This is a genomic window from Parabacteroides sp. AD58 (genome assembly GCF_023744375.2).
GTDB classification, from domain to species: Bacteria; Bacteroidota; Bacteroidia; order Bacteroidales; family Tannerellaceae; genus Parabacteroides; species Parabacteroides absconsus.
In genome coordinates this window covers 2,389,296-2,408,857 of sequence record NZ_CP146284.1, presented here as the reverse complement: position 1 = coordinate 2,408,857, position 19,562 = coordinate 2,389,296, and the positions used below count along the sequence as shown (strand labels likewise).

Below are 19,562 nucleotides of genomic sequence, written 5' to 3'. Positions count from 1 at the left end.
TTACCACAGCTGTCAAACAATTAATTTACTACGGGATTTTAGGATAAACATGCCTTGTTCCCGAAATAAGTTCAGTGTATTGGGGCATAAAAGGCATCTTCGATATGCTCTTGGACCGAGTAGCGTCCGTTTTCTTTCTGCATTGTAATAATATCGAAGCGAACGGGAAGACGATAATTGAAATACCGGATATAAGCATCTGTAGCCGCAACGATGCGTCTGATTTTCTTGCGGTCGACAGCTTCTTCGGGAGGCAAAAGGCAACCGACGGAACGGGTCTTAACTTCTACTACAATTAATTCTCCGTCGTAAACAGCCACAAGGTCCAGTTCGTAGTGATGAAAATGCCAGTTGGTATGTAGAATCTGATATCCTAGCTTTTCCAGATAGGCACGAGCTTCCGATTCGCCTTCTTTTCCTGTATTATTTCTTTCTGCCATAATCGGTTTTTCGCAAATATACAGATTATTCTTTTGTATTTCCACGAAGCCTTGTACTTTTGCAGCATGAAACGGACAAAGAAATATTCAGTGGCACAGCCGAATCACCCCAGGATTCATAAGATTACGTTTATGCTCAATGATGATGAGTATAAAACCGTGCTGCGTTATCTTGATAAATACCAGATAGAAAATAAATCACGGTGGTATCGGGAGACAATTTTGTCTCATATTTTACGTACACTGGAAGAAGATTATCCGACATTGTTTAATGAAAATGAAATGAGAAGATGATCAATCCTTATGATGATACCTATTTTATGAAGCAGGCACTTCAGGAAGCGCAGGCAGCTGCCGAGGAAGGAGAGATTCCGGTAGGTGCCGTCATTACTTGCCAGGGAAAAATCATAGCTCGGGCACACAATCAGACAGAGCGCTTGAATGATGTTACGGCACATGCCGAAATGCTAGCCATTACAGCAGCCACCAATGTGTTGGGAGCAAAATATCTGACGGGTTGCACCTTATATGTGACTGTCGAACCTTGTATTATGTGTGCTGGAGCAATCGGCTGGTCGCAATTGTCGACGATAGTATATGGAGCATCGGATGAGAAACGCGGATATAGCCGGTTTGCACCGCAGGCTTTTCATCCAAAAGCTGTTGTCAAGAAAGGTATTCTGGAAGAAGAATGCGCGGAAGAAATGAGGCGTTTCTTCCAAGGGAAAAGGAAGTAAGTCTTTCTCCGAATAGCCGGCGTATTTTCAAGAGAAGCCGGCGTAAATTGACAAACATACGCCGGCTTCTCCTCGATTGCTTATTATCGTTTTCTAGAGTTCTTTTTTTATCCTATTTTTTCATTAAAGCATCCAGGTGCTTGTAAAACTCAGGATCTTCTCCTACAACCGTTTTTACGATATTGCCCTCTTTATCCAAAATGATCTTGGTTGGGAATCCTTCTATTCCGTAAAGCAAAGTTACATCCGGATTACCTTCGTTGCGGACATGAATCCACGGTAAGGCATGTTTCTCAACGGCTGCTTTCCATTTCTCTTCTGTATCATTGCAGTCAATTCCTACGATTTCCAGCTGACCCTTATATTTCTCATAAACTTGCTTCAGATCCGGAATACCTTTGATGCACCATCCGCACCAACTTCCCCAGAAGTCCAGGATGACATATTTGCCTTTCAGGGAAGAAAGAGTGAAGTCCTTTCCATGAATATCTTTCAGCGTGAATTCGGGAGCAGGAGCACCTTCTTTAATCTTTTCTTGTGCTTTCCGACGTTCTTCCTGTTTTTCGTACGCTTGTTTGATTGATTGATACATGGGTGCCATCACGCCGTTGCGTACTGGTTCGGCAATCAAGTCAAGTAATTCCTTTAATTCATCATCTTTCAGAGCTCCATGTGTCAGTAAATAAACAGACACATCCTGATCAGCATGATCTTTTATAAAACGGATATAAGTATCCTTGATATCTTTTTGTCCTTTTTCAATTTGGGCTGCAACCTTTTGAATTTCTTCTTGAGAAGCACCTTCCTGCGTTTTCTCGCGATATGCAGAATACAAGGAATCCATCTTTTGAACGATCGGTTCCATTTTAGTATTCAACTCATTCAAAGATTCATAGAAAGGTGCGCCGCCTAATTTATATTTATGCAATGAGCCTTCAATCGTTACAGATTTTCCCGGTAATAAAACGAGAGGAATTACTTCCATAGACACCGAAGGTCTGCTTCCATCCGGATTGGATTTAGAGGAAGGAAATTCTCCAATTTGAACATATCTTAAATCTGTACTATTTCCCAAGTTCAATGAAAACTTTCCGTTTACTAATGGAACGGTATCTGTGTATAATTTCGGACGTTCGGTACTTGCCAGATTCATAACGAACGAATGAACAATTAATGTGTCACTTCCAACTCCTGATAATGAACCGGAAATCTCACCCGGTTGATGAGATGAACAGGCTGCCAATAAGCAACAAGCTATGAAAGAAAACAACTTTTTCATGCTATTATGATTATGTATAGTTCTATTTATTGTTATTTGACTTCTTCATAATCCACATATTCTCCTTCATCCCGTCCGTAGACTTTCCGGTGTCTTCGATAACGAGGCGGATCATTGTCTACTTCTTCAGCATTTACGTATGAATCGGAAGACGATGTGTTTTGAGATCGAGAACTATACGTTTGGTTTTGAGATTGCGAGGTTGTTCTTCGTTGGTAAGTTTGTTGTCTTTGGTTTCCGCCATCTCCAAATAAGAATCTTTTCAGTCCGCGCAGTAAGGAAAAGCCCAATAAGAAAACGAGCAGAAAGAAAAGAAACACTATAAAAAATAAGAATTTAAACATAAACACTATATAGAATTAAGTACACAAACAGAAAACAAATACTCACGAACAGAGGTTTACTTATTCCTGTTAAAAAGAGACAAGATAAAATAAAGGACAATTGCTCCTGTCACTCCTAAGTATCCCCATAGCGTGATAAATAAAATAGCGGCCAGGAGCAGGATGTATCTGTATTCGTTCCCTTTCCAGGCAACAGACTTAACCTTCATGGAGAACATCGGAATTTCGGAAATTAGCAGATAAGAGGTTAAACAGGCCAGAATAATTCCTCCGTAGAGCAGCCAGGAAGCGTATGTTGGCAGCCAGGCTTGTACAGAATAGGCGAGTGAACCCCAGAATAGAGCATGCGCCGGAACGGGCAATCCGATGAAAGAAGAAGTCTGCCGGTCATCGATATTGAATTTCGCCAGCCGTAAGCCTGAGAATACAGGAATTACAAAGGCAAACAGCGGAAGTAATACGGCCCAATTCCCTTGTAATTGTAACTGCATTGCTGCTTGGGAAAAAAGAGCGTAGACAATCATTCCCGGAGCTACGCCAAAGCTTACCACATCCGAGAGAGAATCCAGTTCTTTACCCATCGGTGAATAGGCTTTCAGCAGACGGGCCGCAAAACCGTCCATAAAGTCGAATATAGCTGCCGATACAATCCATAAGAATGCCGTGTGCAGATCGGCATTGGCAGCAGCTACAACAGACATACACCCTGAAAATAAATTCAGGCAAGTAATCGTATTGGGAATGTGTTTGATTAGACTCATTTCTTTAGGTGTTTGATTTACCCAAACGCGCAATAGGCGTTTGGTTTCCCGTTACTTTCTGGTCCATTTCTACCAGGACTTCTGTTCCAACAGGCAAATATACGTCAACTCGTGAACCGAACTTGATAAAACCCATTTGTTCATCTACGTGACATTTGTCGCCTGGTTTGGCATATGTAACAATTCGACGGGCCAACGCTCCTGCAATTTGCCGTGCCATGACTTCTACTCCACTACGTGTTGTAATGACAACGGCAGACCGTTCATTTTCTGTACTGCTTTTAGGTAGATAAGCCGCCATGAAACGTCCGTTATTATGCGAAACATATTTAACCGTTCCGTTTACAGGGAACCAGTTGGCATGTACATTGAAGACAGACATGAAGACGGAAATCTGCAGGCATTTGCGATGCAGAACTTCATTCTCCATCACTTCTTCGATGGCGACGATTGTGCCGTCGGCCGGAGCAATTACCAGCCCTTCGGAGTCGTAGGGGAAACGCCGGAAAGGACTTCGGAAGAAATTTAATATCAGCAGAAAGAAAACAGTAGTTACGAAAGCAACGACATAGAAAAGACCGCCCTTGCCAACCGTATGGTACAAGGTAAGATTTACAATAAAGAATATTGTAAATAACGTAAGTAATAAACCGGTTCCTTCTCTGTGTACCTTCATTTTTCTAACTGAATCTATTTTTGTTATGGAATGCAAAAGTATTTATTTATTTGGAATATCCCAAATAAAATCACGCTTTCACCGGCTCAATGCGGGATAATGTGATGTACCATAAGTATCCGGAAACATTTTTATATCCCATTTGCCGGATCAGACGAATGTAATTACGCATTTGGGTTTGGTGATTCCGGCTGATTTTCCCTCCGAACTTGTAATCAAGGATGATAACTTCCTCCGGATAGATCATAACCCGGTCAGGACGTTTGGCTTCACCTTTTCCGAACAGAATGTCGACTTCATTTAATATTTTTGCTTGTCCGTCGTACCAGCGTTGCACTTCCGGTTGTTTAATATAGGCCTGCAGTTGTGCATTGAGCTGCTTTTCTTCTTCCCGGCTGATCACACCTTGTTCCTGATATCGGTGGACAGCGGCCGGAATATCGTCTGCTACGCGTACAATGCTCAGTACTTCGTGCATCAATGTGCCTTGTTTGCGTTGCGGGTTATCGAAGAAATAATTCTGTCCGCGCAGGCGCAGATGCAGGCGGTTGTCTGCTGAAATAGAATGCAGTTTCCTTAAAGGAAATTCCTGGATCTTCATATCTGCATTCTTTTGTTCAGGTTTCCACCAGGTCCCTTGTTCAAACAGGTTGTTTGCCCAGTCAAAAGATGCGGCAAGTGGAACAAGCGCTTCTCCTTCTGCTGTATCAGGAATGGACTGTTGTAAGCAGCTCCATAATAAATCGGCTATGCATCCTATCTTCTCCAGCGAACCGTCGTCTTTTACCTTCTTTGGGCGGGGCGAGAAGACAATCAGTTCTTCCTTTGAACGGGTGAATGCTACATACAAGGTATTCAGGTTATCAATGAAAGCATGCAATTTCTCCTGAAAGTAATCCCGGGCAAAGATTGTGGATCCAAGGGATGAGCTGTAGCGTACAGGAACAAGATGCAACTGGTTGAACGGTGCTTTCTCCGGATGACACCAGAGAACGACCGGCTTAGAAGGTTTATGATCAATCTCCCAATTGGCGAACGGAAGAATAACAGCCCGGAAACCCAATCCTTTGGATTTATGTACCGTCAGGATTCGGATGGCATTCTGTCCGTCGGGCGTAGCAATTGTTTTACGGATACCCGATTCGTCCCACCAGTTCAGAAAGTGTCCTAAGTCGGTGTTTTCCTTCTGTACATAGTCTGTTATCAGATCGAGGAAGGCAAGGACAAAAACCTGCTCTTTTTCGCTGATATAAGGACTGAACAACCGATATAACCCTTCCGCCATTTCGTATAAAGGCAAGGTGGAAAGACGTTTCATCTCCGCTTTCTCTGCAGGCGTAAAATCGGTGCGTTGCCAGTCTGACGTCAGAATCCGATAGGAGAACAGAAGCATTTGTGTCCAGGTCTGGTTTTCCGGACTTTTCAGGTGATGCAGAATCGTAATGAAGAAACGTACCGCTACTGAGCTATTCACATACAGCGCTTCGTCGGAAATGATATCATAGTTGAATCCGTCGTCAGGATGTTCTTCTTTGTATTGCAACAGATAATTGGCAACTTGTGCGCCTTCTCCGTTTGTACGTACCAGGATGGCAATGTCTTTCAAGGCATAACCATTGGTTTGCAGCTGCTGCAAGACGGCAGGCAACCGGTTGAGAGCGTTCTCTTTCCAGTCGGAATCTTCTTCTTCTGATACAAATTCAATACGGACATGTCCGTCTTTATCCTGGAAAGGAAGAGGAACCCGTTGAAAACTCCGTTGATATGCCGCCATAATGCGGGTCGAGAAAGCTGCTTGTGCTTCGGCATTCAATGACGATTGGCTCAAGTCTTCATTATAAACGGTCTGTAACAGGTAAGGAGCAGCCGTAAAGAGCGCATTGTTGAATTCGACGATATGGCGACAGCTGCGCCAATTGTCTTTCAACGTCTCTTCTTGTATTTCATCAGCAGAGAAATCACGGGCTACTTGTTCATCCAGCAGCTTCCAGTCGGAGTTACGGAAACGGTAAATACTCTGTTTAACGTCTCCGACAATCAGGTTCGGGCGGTTATGAGCTAAACTTTCTTCAATCAGCGGACGAAAATTTGCCCATTGCATACCGCTGGTATCCTGGAATTCATCAATCATGTAATGGTCGATGTGAGTTCCTGTCTTTTCATAGATGAAAGGTGCGTTGCTTCCTGCAATAACTCGGTTAAGAAGTTCTGTCGTGTCAGCGATCAGCATGACATTCTTCTCTTCCCGATATTCGGCAATCTTATTGGAAATATCAGTAAGAATGCCTAACGTATAATAATAGCGCGTGATTTCACGGGCTGTATTGTAGTCCGTCAGCTGTTCAAAACGGGTAATGGCTTTCTTGACATAGTCGTTTAACCCATTCTCAAAGGCTGCTCCAATGATGGCTTTCTGTCCTGCATCCATTTTCTTGGTAAAACAGGCTTCCAGGTTATCGGCGAATTTGCAGAATGTAGGCGTAGGCGGCTTTTTCTCGCCAGCTGCCCAACGGGAGAAATAAAGCATTTGTGAACGGTTTCCTCCACTGAAGTCGGTCGGTGAAAGACCGAACTGGCTCATGATCGCTAATCCTTTTTCTCCGATTTCCTGTATTTCCTTTTCTACTGAACGGATGATGCCATAAAGTGCATTCTTGTAGGTCTCAAGCGCATTCTTATCACTGATGTCGTGGGCGACTTCTTCACTGAAAGCTTTGTAACTTTCCTTAAATACTTCACGTCCCAGTGCAGTAATGTCTTTCCGTAAGTCCCATTCTCCGCCTTCTTCTATCTTTTCTTCCCCAAAACGGAGCAACCAGCCCAACAGTTCCTTGTTTTGAGGTTGGTCTAACTCGCTTAATAAGCGGTCGATGGCTTCAGTTAGTACTAATTCCTGATCCATTTCGATTCCATAACCGCCTTGCAGTCCGATCTCACGGGTAAAAGCCCGCATGGTCTGTTGGAAGAAACGGTCGATCGTACTGATATTAAATGCTGAATAATCATGCAGAATGGCGATCAGAATCTTCCGGGCTTGATGGCGGACTTCCTTTTCTGTCAGTGAGTAAGCAGAGACCAATAGAGGTATATAATCTGACTTTTCTCCAGAGGCCAGATGGTATAATTCTTCTACGATACGACTTTTCATTTCATCGGTGGCCTTATTCGTAAAAGTCACGGCCAAAATACGGCGGTACGCTCCCGGCTGGCTGAAGAGTAACAATAAATATTCGCCAGTCAGCTGATGAGTTTTTCCGGCTCCAGCAGATGCACGATAGATCGTCAGCATGGTAGAAATGTTTAGGGATGAAATATCTTCAGCGGATTACTTTTACTTGTGTATATCCTTCTTTCCGCAGGATTTCGTCTACTTTTCCCCGGAAATCTCCTTGGATGATAATTTCGCCGTCTTTGGCTGAACCGCCTACTCCGCATTTTACTTTAAGAAGTTTTCCTAAAGCTTCGAGATCGGAGGTCGTTCCGCAGAAGCCGGTGATGAGTGTTACTACTTTCCCGCCTCGGTTTCGTTTGTCGAGGCTTACGCGTAACTTCTGTTTTTCTTTAGGCAGAGTTTCTTCTTCCGGTTCCTCGTTTGTCTCATATTGAAAGTCCGGGTTCGTCGAATACATCACTCCCAGACGGCTTTTCCAATCGTTATTTTTCATGTTGAATTTCTTTTCTGGCGTAAAGCTACAAAAAGCCGGCCTATTTTAATGAAAAAACGGTATGTTTTTGGGAATAGTTACGCCAAACGCTGGATTAGGACGGTTGCATAAGCAGCCATGCCTTCTTGCCGCCCTGTGAAACCCAGTTTCTCTGTGGTTGTCGCCTTGATGGAAATATCGTCTTCATCCACTTCCAGTACAGAAGCCAAAACACGCTTCATCTCTGGAATATGCGGATTCAATTTCGGTCGTTCGGCTGCTACGGTCGCATCTATATTTCCTAATTCATAGCCTGCATTTCGAAGCAATGCCATTGTCTTGCGAAGAAGAATCTTACTGTCGATATTTTCGTATTCATGAGCTGTGTCAGGAAAGTGATAGCCGATATCACGCATATTGGCTGCACCAAGCAGGGCATCACAAATGGCATGAATTAATACATCTGCGTCGCTATGTCCCAATAAGCCTTCCGTATGTTCAATCTTGATGCCGCCCAACCATAAATCGCGTCCCGGCACCAGCTTATGTACGTCGTATCCAAATCCTACTCTGATCTTCATGTTTGTCTCTTATTTGAATAAGTTCTTGATTCCGTCCATATCGAATGACAGAGAGAAACGCAGGGTCTGATCCAACGGGTTGCTTGGCACGGTGCTGACCAGATAAGCTGCATCCAACTGGAATACACTCATACGGAAGCCGGCTCCGAATGAGAAATACTGTCGATTACCCATATTCTCATTCTCATAGTAATATCCGCCACGTACGAAGAACTGTTGATTATAACTGTATTCAATACCGATAGATGCCATGATTTCCTGTAATTCTCCTTTAAATCCTAACGGAGAATCACCAAATGATTTAAACATACCGGTGATAGACGACATGGAGTTGTATTCTTCTACCCGGTTGTTATAATCTTGTTCGTCTTCCTGTGTAGTACCTGTCCGCTGCGGTTCACTTGGAACCAGGTATTTACTCAAGTCTACATAAGCTCCGATCTGGTTATAATCGTCAATCGGGTATAATAGACCTGTACCGATCGATAATTTGGTTGGCAGGAACTGGTTGGTTCCGCCACCGTCATAGGATATTTTGGTACCGATGTTGGATACATTGAATCCGAAGCTCCACAACGCTTCTGCCTGGCCCATGATGACATAGCGTTCCAGATATCCGGCAATATCTGCTGAGAAGGCATTGCCCGGAACCATTTCCGCTGTCGGGTCAGCTCCTTGATCGGAACGGATATAGCGTAAGGCAACTGCCATAGAAAAGGCTTCCGATAACTTACGGCTATAGCTGACGTCTAAAGCCATTTCGTAAGGATTCAGAGTCATCAGTGTGGCACCACTGTTCTCGTCATTGTTTTGTACTTCACCAAAAGAGAAATAACGTAGAGAAGCTCCGATTGCCTGGCGGTCATCGCTACCTAATTTATAATAACCGGACAGATTTACTAAAGCCACGTCGTTGACCAACTTACGCAACCAAGGTGTATAGGAAAGTGAAACGCCGGCCTGGCTGTAGTTGAATACGTATTTGGCCGGATTCCAATATTGTGAATTCACATCGGGAAGCGTTGCCACACCATTGTCACCCATACCGCCACCACGTGCGTCTGGAGCAATAGACAAGGATGGAACAGCCGTATTGATTGGGGCAAATTGTGCCTTAACATTTTCCTGTGCGTACAGTTTGGTTGCCGAGATAAATAAAAGTGCGACAAGACTCCAAAGCTTCAAACTACGATTTTTTATCATCTTTATTTCAATATAATCTTATTACGAATCACTTATATAACTACTCTTTTCTCCTTTTATTGTGCAAGGATAATCATTTTATTCGCTCCCGTTGCCGTTTGGGAATTACCAGACCGCAAAGAAGCCCGGTAAATATATACGCCCGGACGCAGACGGGCATTGCCGTTGCCCATCATATTCCATTCCAATTGATAATCTTTAAAGGCTTCTGACGAACCTGTTTCTTCGTGGCTCCAGCGCAAACGGCCTGCCATGTCATATACTTCTATTTTGACTGTCAGCTGTGATTCCGGGAAATTGTGCTTCAGGTGGAAAGTCACCTGTTCACGTGCCGGAACCGGTGTCGCATAGACGGAAATCAGATTCGGCTTCATGTCTTTTACCACCTCAAAAGTGAATGTCTGTGTCGTTGAATTATTCAGAACATCCCATACTTTGAATTCGGCGGTATGCAGGCCAGCCTCCAGTTGCGGAATCGAGAAGATCACTTGCCCGGCACCGTCGTTGCCAACCAGCTGATAATAATCATTCAGGTTATAGCTCTTTGATGTCTGATTGTCGATAATCAGCATCATGTCGTGACCAATGCTGCTGCCTGTAATGTTGATACCGCTTTTGTCCCAAAGCGAAGCCACAAACAGCGGAGTGGAATTGACTTGTCCTCCGTCTACAAAGGTTGTATCGTTCAGATACAGATAACGGATCTCGGGACCTTCTGTATCGTCACCGCCCGTATCGGATGTGCCACCCACGCGGAAATCCATGAAAGAACCTTGTGCCTCGATAGAATCCTGGTTGTTCAGGGCATAGAAGTTCATTTTACCGAAGTCGTTAGAGTAGGCGATGTCTTTCGGAACCGTAAAGGTAAAAGAAAATTCCCCGTTACGAACCGTATCATTTCCTATATATAACGTATTGGGATAATCTTCATACTGGAATTTTGTTCCGGTACTGAAATTATCCAGCGTTGTGATTGTCGATTTGCTGTCGAAGATAGTTGATTGCAACGGCCCTGTAAACCCACTATCTTTGGTTCCGTCCGGTTTCCGCACTTCGCCTTTGATGGTAACTCGTTCCAATGCTTTGATTGTAATATCTTCGGACGAATCTAGCTGCTTTCCATTGATTTCTGTTACAGCAATACTATAATCGGGGAAAGTCAGCGTCAATGCAGGGTCTCCAATCAAGGTGAAGTTTAATTTGTTGGAATCAGTTTCCATACTTTGCTTGGCTTTCATCATCACTTCGCCCAACGTGTAACGCCGGTTGCCTTCTCGAGAGAACAGATTACGGATAATAGCCTGGTTAATGACCGCATTGTCTTGTGAAAAGACGGCACGCGTGGTGGTAAATAAGGCGATACCTCCACTTTTCTCGTTGAGGAATACGGATTCGCCTGCCGAAGTAGCCAGGGCATCAAAGCGGGTAAAGTCGCAAGTCGCTGTAATCCATAAAGGCAAATACGGATAAGTGGCCTGCTGAATATATGATTGCGTCATTACAGCTTCGTCACTCCAGCTCGTCGTATTGCCATGTCCTGTATAATTCAGTACCATCAGTCCGTTTTTCAGCTGCTTCTGTAAAGCCGTTTCTACATCCGGATAGGACGCATTTCCGCCTGTACGGTCTTTCGTATACGCGTCGAAGTAAAGCTTGTTGATGCGGAACTCCGGATGATTTTCTTCTACAATTTTTGCGAGTGCATCAGCCTGCTTCATATGTGCATTCTTGTCAGGATCGGCATTACTTCCGTCATCAGCTACAAATGTAATGTTGTTCTTCCAATTACCCGGAAGTGTATTATCCATGTAGGAAATGATTTTGTCGACCGCTGCTTTGGCTTCATCGTTCGTGCGGATAGGAAAGCGGCCGATTCCCACACAAAGTTTGGCCGAAGCTAATGAAGCGCCACTGCCGTCTTCTAGGAAACCAAAATAATCGTCGGTTGTATAAGAATAGATGTCAATTGAGTTCTGCGACTGGTAGGTGAGGAGCATATTGGCCAATAGCGAACTGTTCTGCTGCCATTCGCGAGTCAGTCCGCGATTATCATAACAGCCGTCGCCGAACAACAGCAGGTATTTCAGCTTCTCCGGGTTCCGGTCGTAAAACATTTTCATTAGGCGGCGGTAAGCTGTTGCATCTGGTGTTCCACTTGAAAACTCGTTGTAGATAGGTTCCGGGTTGATAACTTCAACCGTCAGCCCGTTGCGCTGGCGATGTGCTTCTGCCAATCGTTGAGCCTGTGCTGTAAAAGCCGGAGGAACGATGATCACCATGTTCGGAGTTTCCAGTCCGTGCAAGTTTTGTGTGGAAACTTCGCCTATGATTTCCGGTGTATCGGTCAGTTTATTCTTGTCGAATGCAATATATTCCTGTAATTGACTGGAAGCAGCCGCCGTGAAAGAAAGGTTTGTTCCTTCCAGCGTGGTCTGCATCCGTTTCGGATTCGTCACATCGGTTACGTTCAGTACGACAGTCGACTCGGAAGCATCAGCCAACTCAAAGCGGGACACATTGTTGATGGCGTCTACGCTGCGGAAGGCGGTCTCTGTTCCGTAAAGTTTCAAGGCACGTTTCATCTGGAAACGAATATAATCCAGATATACATTCTGGTCGCCCGTTTTTCCGTAGGTGACTTCCATCTTGACCGACTCGCTTTTCTCGCCTTTCCACGTCACATTCCCTGATGCCGCTACGGCTTTGGTGTAACTGGCATTCGAGGTAGGAGCGGAAATGGAAAGAGAAAGGACGGCATTGCCGACGGTAAGCGTTACAGGTGTCCGGCTGGTGGTACGGGCAATGAAACGCATCGTCACTTCGGCGTCGTCGGAGGTGATCCCGGGAACAGAGAAGGTGAAATTACGGGTTGTCGTCGAAATGAACGATTCCCCGAACAATTCGCGTCCGGATTCATTGACGGCCACTTCGTCTTTTTCCCATACCTGGTAATCATCGAAGGTGGAAATCTGTCTGACGGCTCCTTCTACCGAGGCTTGTTCCGGCATGTCATGTGTCTCTGTCGCGTCGGTTACAAAATAATACCCGGCGGTAGCGTAAGGATTGTTAGTATGAACGAACAGCTTTTTATTCTCTTGTGTATTTACCGTTTCATAATCCCATTTGACGGTTCCTCTTGCATAAAAATAAAGCGTTGAGCCGTCTCGCCATACCGGAACGGCAGGCAAGTCGTCGTGATAGGCCGAGTCTGAGAATTTCTCGTCGAGTATCCAGCCTCCATATCCGTAAATGGAAACTTTCGACGGATCAGAAAAGCCCATCTTGCTCAGGTCTGAGGCCGTCAGTTTGTACACTCCGTTCTTTGTCACTTTGATTTTTACCCAGTGACCTGAAGAAAGAACCGACTGTGATGTATAGTTCCCGACAGCCCAAGCCGACGAAAATGACAAAAGAACAGCTATAAAGAAAGACAAAAATCGTTTCATACTACATACTTCCAAAAAATTGACAATTGAAAATGACGAATAATCAGTTGTTAATTTTTACTTGTTAATGGTTGCTTGTATGAGCCTATCAACGTACATGGAAGTCCAGTAGTTTCCGTTCGCCTAAATATCCTTCCAGGTGATCGCCAATGCTGACCGGACCGACGCCGACGGGCGTTCCGGTATAAATCAGATCGCCGATTTTCAACGTAAAGAAACGGCTGACATAGGCAATGATCTTGTCTACTGGAAAGAGCATATCTGCTGTATTTCCCTGTTGTACCGTCTTTCCGTTAATGTCCAGATGAAACGATAGCTGATTAATGTTACCAGCTTCTTCCAGTGGAATGAAAGTGCCGATTGCCGCAGAGTTGTCGAATGCTTTGCTGATTTCCCACGGCAGACCTTGTTCGCGCAAGCGCCGTTGCAGGTCTCTGGCCGTAAAGTCGATGCCAACTGTTACTTCGCTGTAATAGCGGTGAGCAAAGCGTTCAGCAATATTCTTTCCCAACCGGTCAATCTTCACTACCAGCTCCGTCTCATAATGAATCTCCGACGAGAAATCCGGAATGAAAAAAGGCTTTCCGTCTTTCAATAACGAAGAATCAGACTTCATAAAGATGGTAGGCTCTGTTAATTCTAACGTATGATGCAGCTCTTTATTGTGGGCCGCATAGTTCATTCCAACGGCAATTATTTTCATTTTAGTGATTTATTGAGTTCAAACGATTAAACATCACGGCCAGATGGGCGTACATGGAGGTATTTTGTATGACGATATTTTCGGGTACTCGGATGCGGAACGGTGTAAAATTCCATAATCCCTTGATGCCTCCGGCTATGATCTGGTCGGCTACTTCCTGGGCTCTGTCGACGGGTACGGTAATTACTCCGATGGTAGCACCCAGCTGTTCACGCATTTCCGGAAACCGGTCAATATGATAAACCGGAATACCGTTGATCATTTGTCCTTCAAGTTCGGGGCGGACGTCAAAGCCGGCTACTATATCCAGACCGTATTGCTTTAGTCCGGTGTCATGAAGCAGGGCCGCTCCTAAGCTTCCCACGCCAAACAGGAAGGCTTTGTGCGATGAAGTGAAACCCAAAAAATCTTCCAGCTCTTCTACCAAGGCATCAATTTCGTAGCCGACGCGGGTTTTCCCCGTTACATTCACGAATGATAAATCTTTGGCAACCTGACTGGAATCTACATTGATTTCCTTTGAAATCTGGGTAGACGAGATGACAGTTTCTCCTTTTCCTCTCAACAGCTTCACAAAAGCCAGATACCAGGGTAACCGGCGTAATGTCGGTTCTGGTACCTTTGTTATTGTTCTTATCTCATCACGGGTCATTTGTTCAGTCTTATTCATTAACCTCGGCTTTGTGTCAAAACAGATATGGCTAAGAGACCTGGCAATACAGGGCATTCTCTGTTTTTGTGAAACTCTGTACGGATAAATATCTGTTCCCGACATTTCCAAACCGATTGCAAAAGTACGATTTTTCCTCGACTTAAGCAGAATCGTATGGTGAGTTTTTAGACGGATTACATATTCACCTCGTGATGCAGATGCTTCTCGATGTACATCTTCAGGATATGAATGGCAATTTCGTTGTTCCCGCCTTCTGGAATAATCAAATCGGCATATCGTTTGGTTGGCTCAATGAACTGCTGATGCATGGGTTTGAGTACTCGGGTATAACGCTCCATCACCGCTTCGGCTGTCCGTCCGCGTTCCACAACATCCCGCTGGATGACACGGATTAACCGTTCGTCGGGATCGGCATCCACGAAGATTTTCAAGTCCATCATGTTGCGTAAATCCGGATCGCATAAGGCCAGAATTCCTTCAATAATAATCACCGGACGCGGTTCTACATGAATCGTTTCTGCCAGTCGGGAACTTGTCTGGTAGTGATATACCGGTTGTTCGATGCTTTTCCCTTCCTTCAACATCTGAATGTGTTGTAGCAACAATGGCCAGTCGAAGGCATCCGGATGGTCGAAATTGATCTGTTGCCTCAATTCTGCCGGTACGTGGCTGCTGTCTTTATAATATGAATCCTGTGGAAGGAGCACTACTTCTCCGGGTTTCAGACTGTTTACTATTTTTCTTACCACGGTCGTTTTTCCGGATCCGGTTCCACCTGCTATGCCAATAATAATCATACTTTTGCTTATTTGAATCGTTTTGTTACAAAAGTACAAAATATTACGAGGTAATCTTCATAATCAGGCAAGAACTTCCGGCATAATTCGCAGCGGCATGGCTGGTTAGCTTTTTCTCCATATAAAGTCTTTACTACGTCAACCTCTTTTATCTATAAAGAGATTTTAAGTCAACTAAATCCGTTCAATGATACAACTAAGTCCGTTTGAAGGCATATTTTTATCGTTCCACGACTGTGGAACGATCGTATCACCTACGTGGAACGATCGTTTCACAAGGGTGGAATGATCGTCCCACCCAGGTGAAACGGTAAAAAATAAGGCAGTTTGACTAAAATAGCCAACTGCCTGGTATCTTTTATTTCTGCGAAAACAGTTTAACGGATAACTACCTTGCGGACGGTTTCTCCGATACGGATAATGTAATACCCCTTGGGAATATTAACGGGATATTCTCCGTCGGAAGAAGTGATTTTGATCTCTTTGACTTTAATGCCTACAACACTATAAATTTCCAATACACTACCGGTCGGCGCGTTTTTTACCCGAATGCAACTGTCGTAAGCGGAGATCTCAATCGACTTTGGCTCGGTCTGATGAATGGCAGGGACAAAAGGAATTGCCTTCTCCGCATACGCCGATGGAAGAATAGCTGTTGCCCATAAGATAATTCCATAAATGATTTTCATACCTCTCTGCCTTAAATTCGTACAAATGTACGAAGTTTTACATAACTATCATAAGATTAATGAAGCATTTTTCCAAGAGTCGGCCGAAATCATGTATCTTTGAATCGTCATTTTTTACGTTATGGAATTCTATACACAACTGACATACCCGAAGCCGCTTTTTCAGTTTTCTTACCAGGATCCGGTCTTGCTGCTTGGTTCCTGTTTTGTGGAAAACATCGGGACTCGCATGACAGACCTGAAGTTTCAGACCGATGTCAATCCTTTCGGTACACTTTACAATCCGGCTTCCATCAGTCATGCTATCCGGCGGTTGATTGAGCCGGAGCCTTATCGGGAAAAGGATTTGTTTTCTGCCAATGGGCTGTTTCATAGTTTCGATCATCACAGCCGTTTTTCGGCACTCTCTGTTGAAACTTGCCTGGATCAGATTAATACCCGGCTGGATGCTTCGGCCTGTTTCTTCCGCCGTTGCCACCGACTGATTATTACCTGGGGCACATCGTGGGTTTACCGGCTAAAAGAAACCGGAGCGATTGTCGGGAATTGCCACAAACTGCCCGAGCGAAGCTTTGTTCGTCAGCGTCTGTCGGTTCCTGATATTGTAGATGACTGGAAAGCCTTGCTGGGTGAACTGCTACACATCAATCCAGAACTGAAGGTCCTCTTCACCGTCAGTCCGATTCGCCACTGGAAAGACGGTGCTCATGGCAATCAGCTCAGTAAAGCGACTTTGTTGTTGGCGATTGATGAGCTGAATCAGTTGTTTCCTGAAGAAACCGCCTATTTCCCTTCTTACGAGATTATGATGGACGAGTTGCGGGATTACCGTTTCTATGCCGACGATATGCTGCATCCGTCGGCCCAGGCGATTGAATATATCTGGGAACAATTTGTCGCTCACTTAGTTGATGCGGAAAGTCAGGCTGTATTAAAATCGTGTCAGGAAATACAGAAAGCCATTGCTCATAAACCTTTCAATCCGGAGAGCGAAGCATACCGGCAATTTATTCTTCAAACTTTGTTAAAGATTGACCGACTTAACGAGAAAATGACTTTCTTTGACTATACAAAAGAGCGAAATATTTTAAAGTCTAAATTGAAATAGGAGATGGAATACGCAATACAAGACGTAGCCCAGATTATCGGGGCTAAAACCAATACGTTACATGATTGCACAATTAGTATATTATTAACAGACAGCCGGCGCTTGTCGTTTCCTGAGTCAAGTCTGTTTTTTGCGTTAGAAACGAAGACAAACGACGGACACCGCTATATTCAGGATTTGTATAAGCTGCGAGTGCGAAATTTTGTTGTCAGCAAGATGTTGCCGGAATTTGCGCAAATGGAAGAAGCCAACTTCCTGCTGGTAAAAGATGTGCTGGCTGCCTTACAGAAACTGGTAGCTTATCACCGGAAACGTTTCCAGATCCCGGTCATCGGTATCACGGGAAGCAACGGAAAAACCGTTGTGAAGGAATTCCTCTATCAATTACTGCACAATGAATTTGATATCGTCCGTTCTCCGCGAAGCTACAATTCACAGATCGGCGTACCTCTTTCGGTCTGGGAAATGAATGAAAAGAATACGTTAGGTATCTTCGAAGCAGGTATTTCGCAGCCCGACGAAATGGAGAAGTTGCAGCCGATTATCGCGCCGACCATTGGTGTATTGACCAGTATTGGCGAAGCTCATCAGGAAAACTTTATCTCAATCAACCAAAAGTGCCTGGAGAAGCTGATGCTTTTCAATGATAGCGAAGCCATCATCTATGATGGTGACAACCCGTTGATATCAACATTAATTGAATCGGCCTGCCTCTCACATAAGGCTATTGCTTGGAGCCGGACCGATCGCGAAGCACCCTTGTTTATCGAGTCGATCGAGAAGAAACAGGATGAAACTGTCATTCATTGTACGCTGTTGGGCTTCGACCGGACCTATACGATTCCGTTTGTCGATGATGCTTCTATCGAGAATGTCATTCACTGCCTGGCCGTCATGTTGTACTTAAAGCCTACAAGCGTAAACGACACTGAAAAGTTTGCACATCTCGAACCGGTTGAAATGCGTCTGGATGTAAAAGAAGGCATTCAAGGATGTCTGCTGATCAACGATACCTATAATTCAGATATTAATTCACTGGATATCGCCCTCGATTTCCTGCAAAGCCGGAAAGTAGCCAAGAATCTGAAATCAACCTTGATTCTTTCTGATATTCTGCAGTCAGGGACGTTGCCCAAGTCATTATATAAGAAAGTAGCAGATCTGGTAGAACGGAAGAAAGTCAACCGCTTGATCGGCATCGGAAAAGACCTGAAAGAGTTTGCTTCGGTGTTTGGTGAGCAGCTGGAGAAATCATTCTATCAGACAACCGACGAGTTTATTGCTTCACCCGAAATCAAGAAGTTTAACAACGAAGTTATCTTGTTGAAAGGTTCACGTCATTTCCACTTCGAACGGATCTCAGAACTACTGGAAAAGAAAGTACATGAAACGATCTTGGAAGTCAATCTGTCGGCCATTGTTCACAACTTCAACTTCTACCGGTCGAAACTGAAACCGGAGACGAAGATGGTCTGCATGGTAAAAGCCTTCGGATATGGCAGCGGTTCATTTGAATTAGCTAAGACGTTGCAGGAACACCGGTGTGATTATTTGGCAGTAGCTGTGGCCGACGAAGGAGCCGCCTTGCGGAAAGAAGGTATTACCATTCCAATCATCGTTATGAATCCGGAATTCAGCAGTTTCAATACCATGTTTGAATATAATCTGGAGCCCGAAGTATACAGTTTCCGTCTGCTGGATGCTATGATCAAGGAAACAGAACGTCGCGGTATTATTGCTTATCCGATACATATTAAGATCGACACTGGTATGCACCGTTTAGGATTTCAGCCTTATGAAGTTCCTCAGCTAATCGAACATCTGAAAACGCAAAGTGGTGTCAAAGTACGTTCGGTTTTCTCACATCTGGCAGGAAGTGATTCCTTCGTATTCGACGACTTTACGCAGCAGCAACTGGAAAAGTTTAAGGAAGCAGCCACTTCTCTGGAAAACGGCTTAGGACATCCGGTTATCAAACATATTCTGAATACGGCCGGAATCGAACGGTTCCCGCAATGGCAGATGGATATGGTACGATTAGGTATCGGACTATATGGCGTAAGTGCATCTGGTATTAACGGATTAAGAACCATCAGTAAGCTGAAAACGACTATTCTGCAGATTCAACATGTACCAGCAGGCGATTCAATCGGATACAGTCGCCGAAGTTATGTAGAACGAGACTCGCGAATTGCCATCATACCAATCGGATACGCCGACGGATTAGACCGGCATTTCAGTAATGGGCACGGAGAAGTAGTAATTCGGGGCAAGCGTTGTCCGATCATTGGTAATATCTGTATGGATGCTTGTATGGTAGATGTTACTGATACCGACGCGCAGGAAGGCGATAGTGTGATAGTCTTCGGAGAAGAATTGCCTGTATCCGAACTCTCAGACCGGTTGAAGACAATTCCTTATGAAATCCTTACATCTGTTTCACCTCGTGTAAAACGGGTTTATTATTGGGAGTAAAAAAAG

General features: G+C 44.5%; 18 protein-coding genes. 4 read left to right on the top strand and 14 right to left on the bottom strand.

Translation table 11 applies throughout. The annotated features are described in order from the left end of the window. Positions 1-71: 71 nt before the first annotated feature. A complete protein-coding gene (locus NEE14_RS10425; protein WP_251967912.1) occupies positions 72-440 on the bottom strand; it encodes a YraN family protein in 369 nt (122 codons plus the stop codon). 66 nt (positions 441-506) lie between these two features. Here NEE14_RS10425 and NEE14_RS10420 point away from each other — a divergent pair, with 66 nt between their 5' ends. Further along, positions 507-734: a hypothetical protein gene (locus tag NEE14_RS10420; protein WP_251967913.1), complete on the top strand. Its 228-nt coding sequence runs from the start codon at positions 507-509 to the stop codon at positions 732-734. After that, on the top strand, positions 731-1,177 hold the full coding sequence (locus tag NEE14_RS10415) for a nucleoside deaminase (protein ID WP_251967914.1): 447 nt from the start codon (positions 731-733) through the stop codon (positions 1,175-1,177). The genes NEE14_RS10420 and NEE14_RS10415 overlap by 4 nt, the downstream gene beginning before the upstream one ends. A 112-nt stretch (positions 1,178-1,289) precedes the next feature. On the opposite strand, the gene NEE14_RS10410 is transcribed toward NEE14_RS10415, so the two are convergent. From NEE14_RS10410 to NEE14_RS10350, 13 genes are all read right to left on the bottom strand, one after another. After that, the gene (locus NEE14_RS10410) at positions 1,290-2,456 is read right to left on the bottom strand and encodes a redoxin domain-containing protein (RefSeq protein ID WP_251967915.1); all 1,167 of its coding nucleotides are present in this window, start codon (positions 2,454-2,456) and stop codon (positions 1,290-1,292) included. Positions 2,457-2,488: 32 nt separating this feature from the next. Further along, positions 2,489-2,800 carry a DUF4834 family protein gene (locus NEE14_RS10405; protein WP_251967916.1) on the bottom strand — a complete coding sequence of 104 codons (312 nt, stop codon included), beginning with the start codon at positions 2,798-2,800 and terminating at the stop codon, positions 2,489-2,491. Positions 2,801-2,856: 56 nt separating this feature from the next. Beyond that, the gene (gene pssA / locus NEE14_RS10400) at positions 2,857-3,561 is read right to left on the bottom strand and encodes a CDP-diacylglycerol--serine O-phosphatidyltransferase (RefSeq protein ID WP_251967917.1); all 705 of its coding nucleotides are present in this window, start codon (positions 3,559-3,561) and stop codon (positions 2,857-2,859) included. Positions 3,562-3,565: 4 nt separating this feature from the next. After that, entirely contained in the window at positions 3,566-4,237 is a 672-nt protein-coding gene (locus tag NEE14_RS10395; protein WP_251967918.1) for a phosphatidylserine decarboxylase family protein, read from the bottom strand. A gap of 70 nt (positions 4,238-4,307) precedes the next feature. After that, positions 4,308-7,526 carry a UvrD-helicase domain-containing protein gene (locus tag NEE14_RS10390; RefSeq protein WP_251967919.1) on the bottom strand — a complete coding sequence of 1,073 codons (3,219 nt, stop codon included), beginning with the start codon at positions 7,524-7,526 and terminating at the stop codon, positions 4,308-4,310. A 28-nt stretch (positions 7,527-7,554) separates the two neighbouring features. Beyond that, the gene (locus NEE14_RS10385) at positions 7,555-7,902 is read right to left on the bottom strand and encodes a translation initiation factor (protein ID WP_251967920.1); all 348 of its coding nucleotides are present in this window, start codon (positions 7,900-7,902) and stop codon (positions 7,555-7,557) included. A gap of 77 nt (positions 7,903-7,979) precedes the next feature. After that, entirely contained in the window at positions 7,980-8,462 is a 483-nt protein-coding gene (ispF, locus tag NEE14_RS10380; protein WP_251967921.1) for a 2-C-methyl-D-erythritol 2,4-cyclodiphosphate synthase, read from the bottom strand. Between the two features lie 9 nt (positions 8,463-8,471). Beyond that, the gene (gene porV / locus NEE14_RS10375) at positions 8,472-9,665 is read right to left on the bottom strand and encodes a type IX secretion system outer membrane channel protein PorV (RefSeq protein WP_251967922.1); all 1,194 of its coding nucleotides are present in this window, start codon (positions 9,663-9,665) and stop codon (positions 8,472-8,474) included. Positions 9,666-9,721: 56 nt separating this feature from the next. Beyond that, the gene (gene porU, locus NEE14_RS10370; RefSeq protein ID WP_251967923.1) at positions 9,722-13,111 is read right to left on the bottom strand and encodes a type IX secretion system sortase PorU; all 3,390 of its coding nucleotides are present in this window, start codon (positions 13,109-13,111) and stop codon (positions 9,722-9,724) included. Positions 13,112-13,199: 88 nt separating this feature from the next. Further along, positions 13,200-13,814, bottom strand: coding sequence for a fumarylacetoacetate hydrolase family protein (locus NEE14_RS10365; protein ID WP_251967924.1), 615 nt, complete (start codon positions 13,812-13,814; stop codon positions 13,200-13,202). A 1-nt stretch (position 13,815) separates the two neighbouring features. After that, positions 13,816-14,466 carry a redox-sensing transcriptional repressor Rex gene (locus NEE14_RS10360; protein ID WP_251967935.1) on the bottom strand — a complete coding sequence of 217 codons (651 nt, stop codon included), beginning with the start codon at positions 14,464-14,466 and terminating at the stop codon, positions 13,816-13,818. A 194-nt stretch (positions 14,467-14,660) separates the two neighbouring features. Continuing rightward, positions 14,661-15,284, bottom strand: coding sequence for a uridine kinase (udk, locus tag NEE14_RS10355; protein WP_251967925.1), 624 nt, complete (start codon positions 15,282-15,284; stop codon positions 14,661-14,663). A 377-nt stretch (positions 15,285-15,661) separates the two neighbouring features. Then, complete coding sequence (locus NEE14_RS10350) at positions 15,662-15,973, bottom strand: T9SS type A sorting domain-containing protein (protein WP_251967926.1); 312 nt, start codon at positions 15,971-15,973, stop codon at positions 15,662-15,664. Between the two features lie 121 nt (positions 15,974-16,094). Between NEE14_RS10350 and NEE14_RS10345 the strand changes: the two genes are divergently transcribed. Beyond that, positions 16,095-17,081 carry a GSCFA domain-containing protein gene (locus NEE14_RS10345; RefSeq protein WP_251967927.1) on the top strand — a complete coding sequence of 329 codons (987 nt, stop codon included), beginning with the start codon at positions 16,095-16,097 and terminating at the stop codon, positions 17,079-17,081. 3 nt (positions 17,082-17,084) lie between these two features. After that, on the top strand, positions 17,085-19,556 hold the full coding sequence (locus NEE14_RS10340; RefSeq protein ID WP_251967928.1) for a bifunctional UDP-N-acetylmuramoyl-tripeptide:D-alanyl-D-alanine ligase/alanine racemase: 2,472 nt from the start codon (positions 17,085-17,087) through the stop codon (positions 19,554-19,556). Positions 19,557-19,562: the final 6 nt, after the last annotated feature.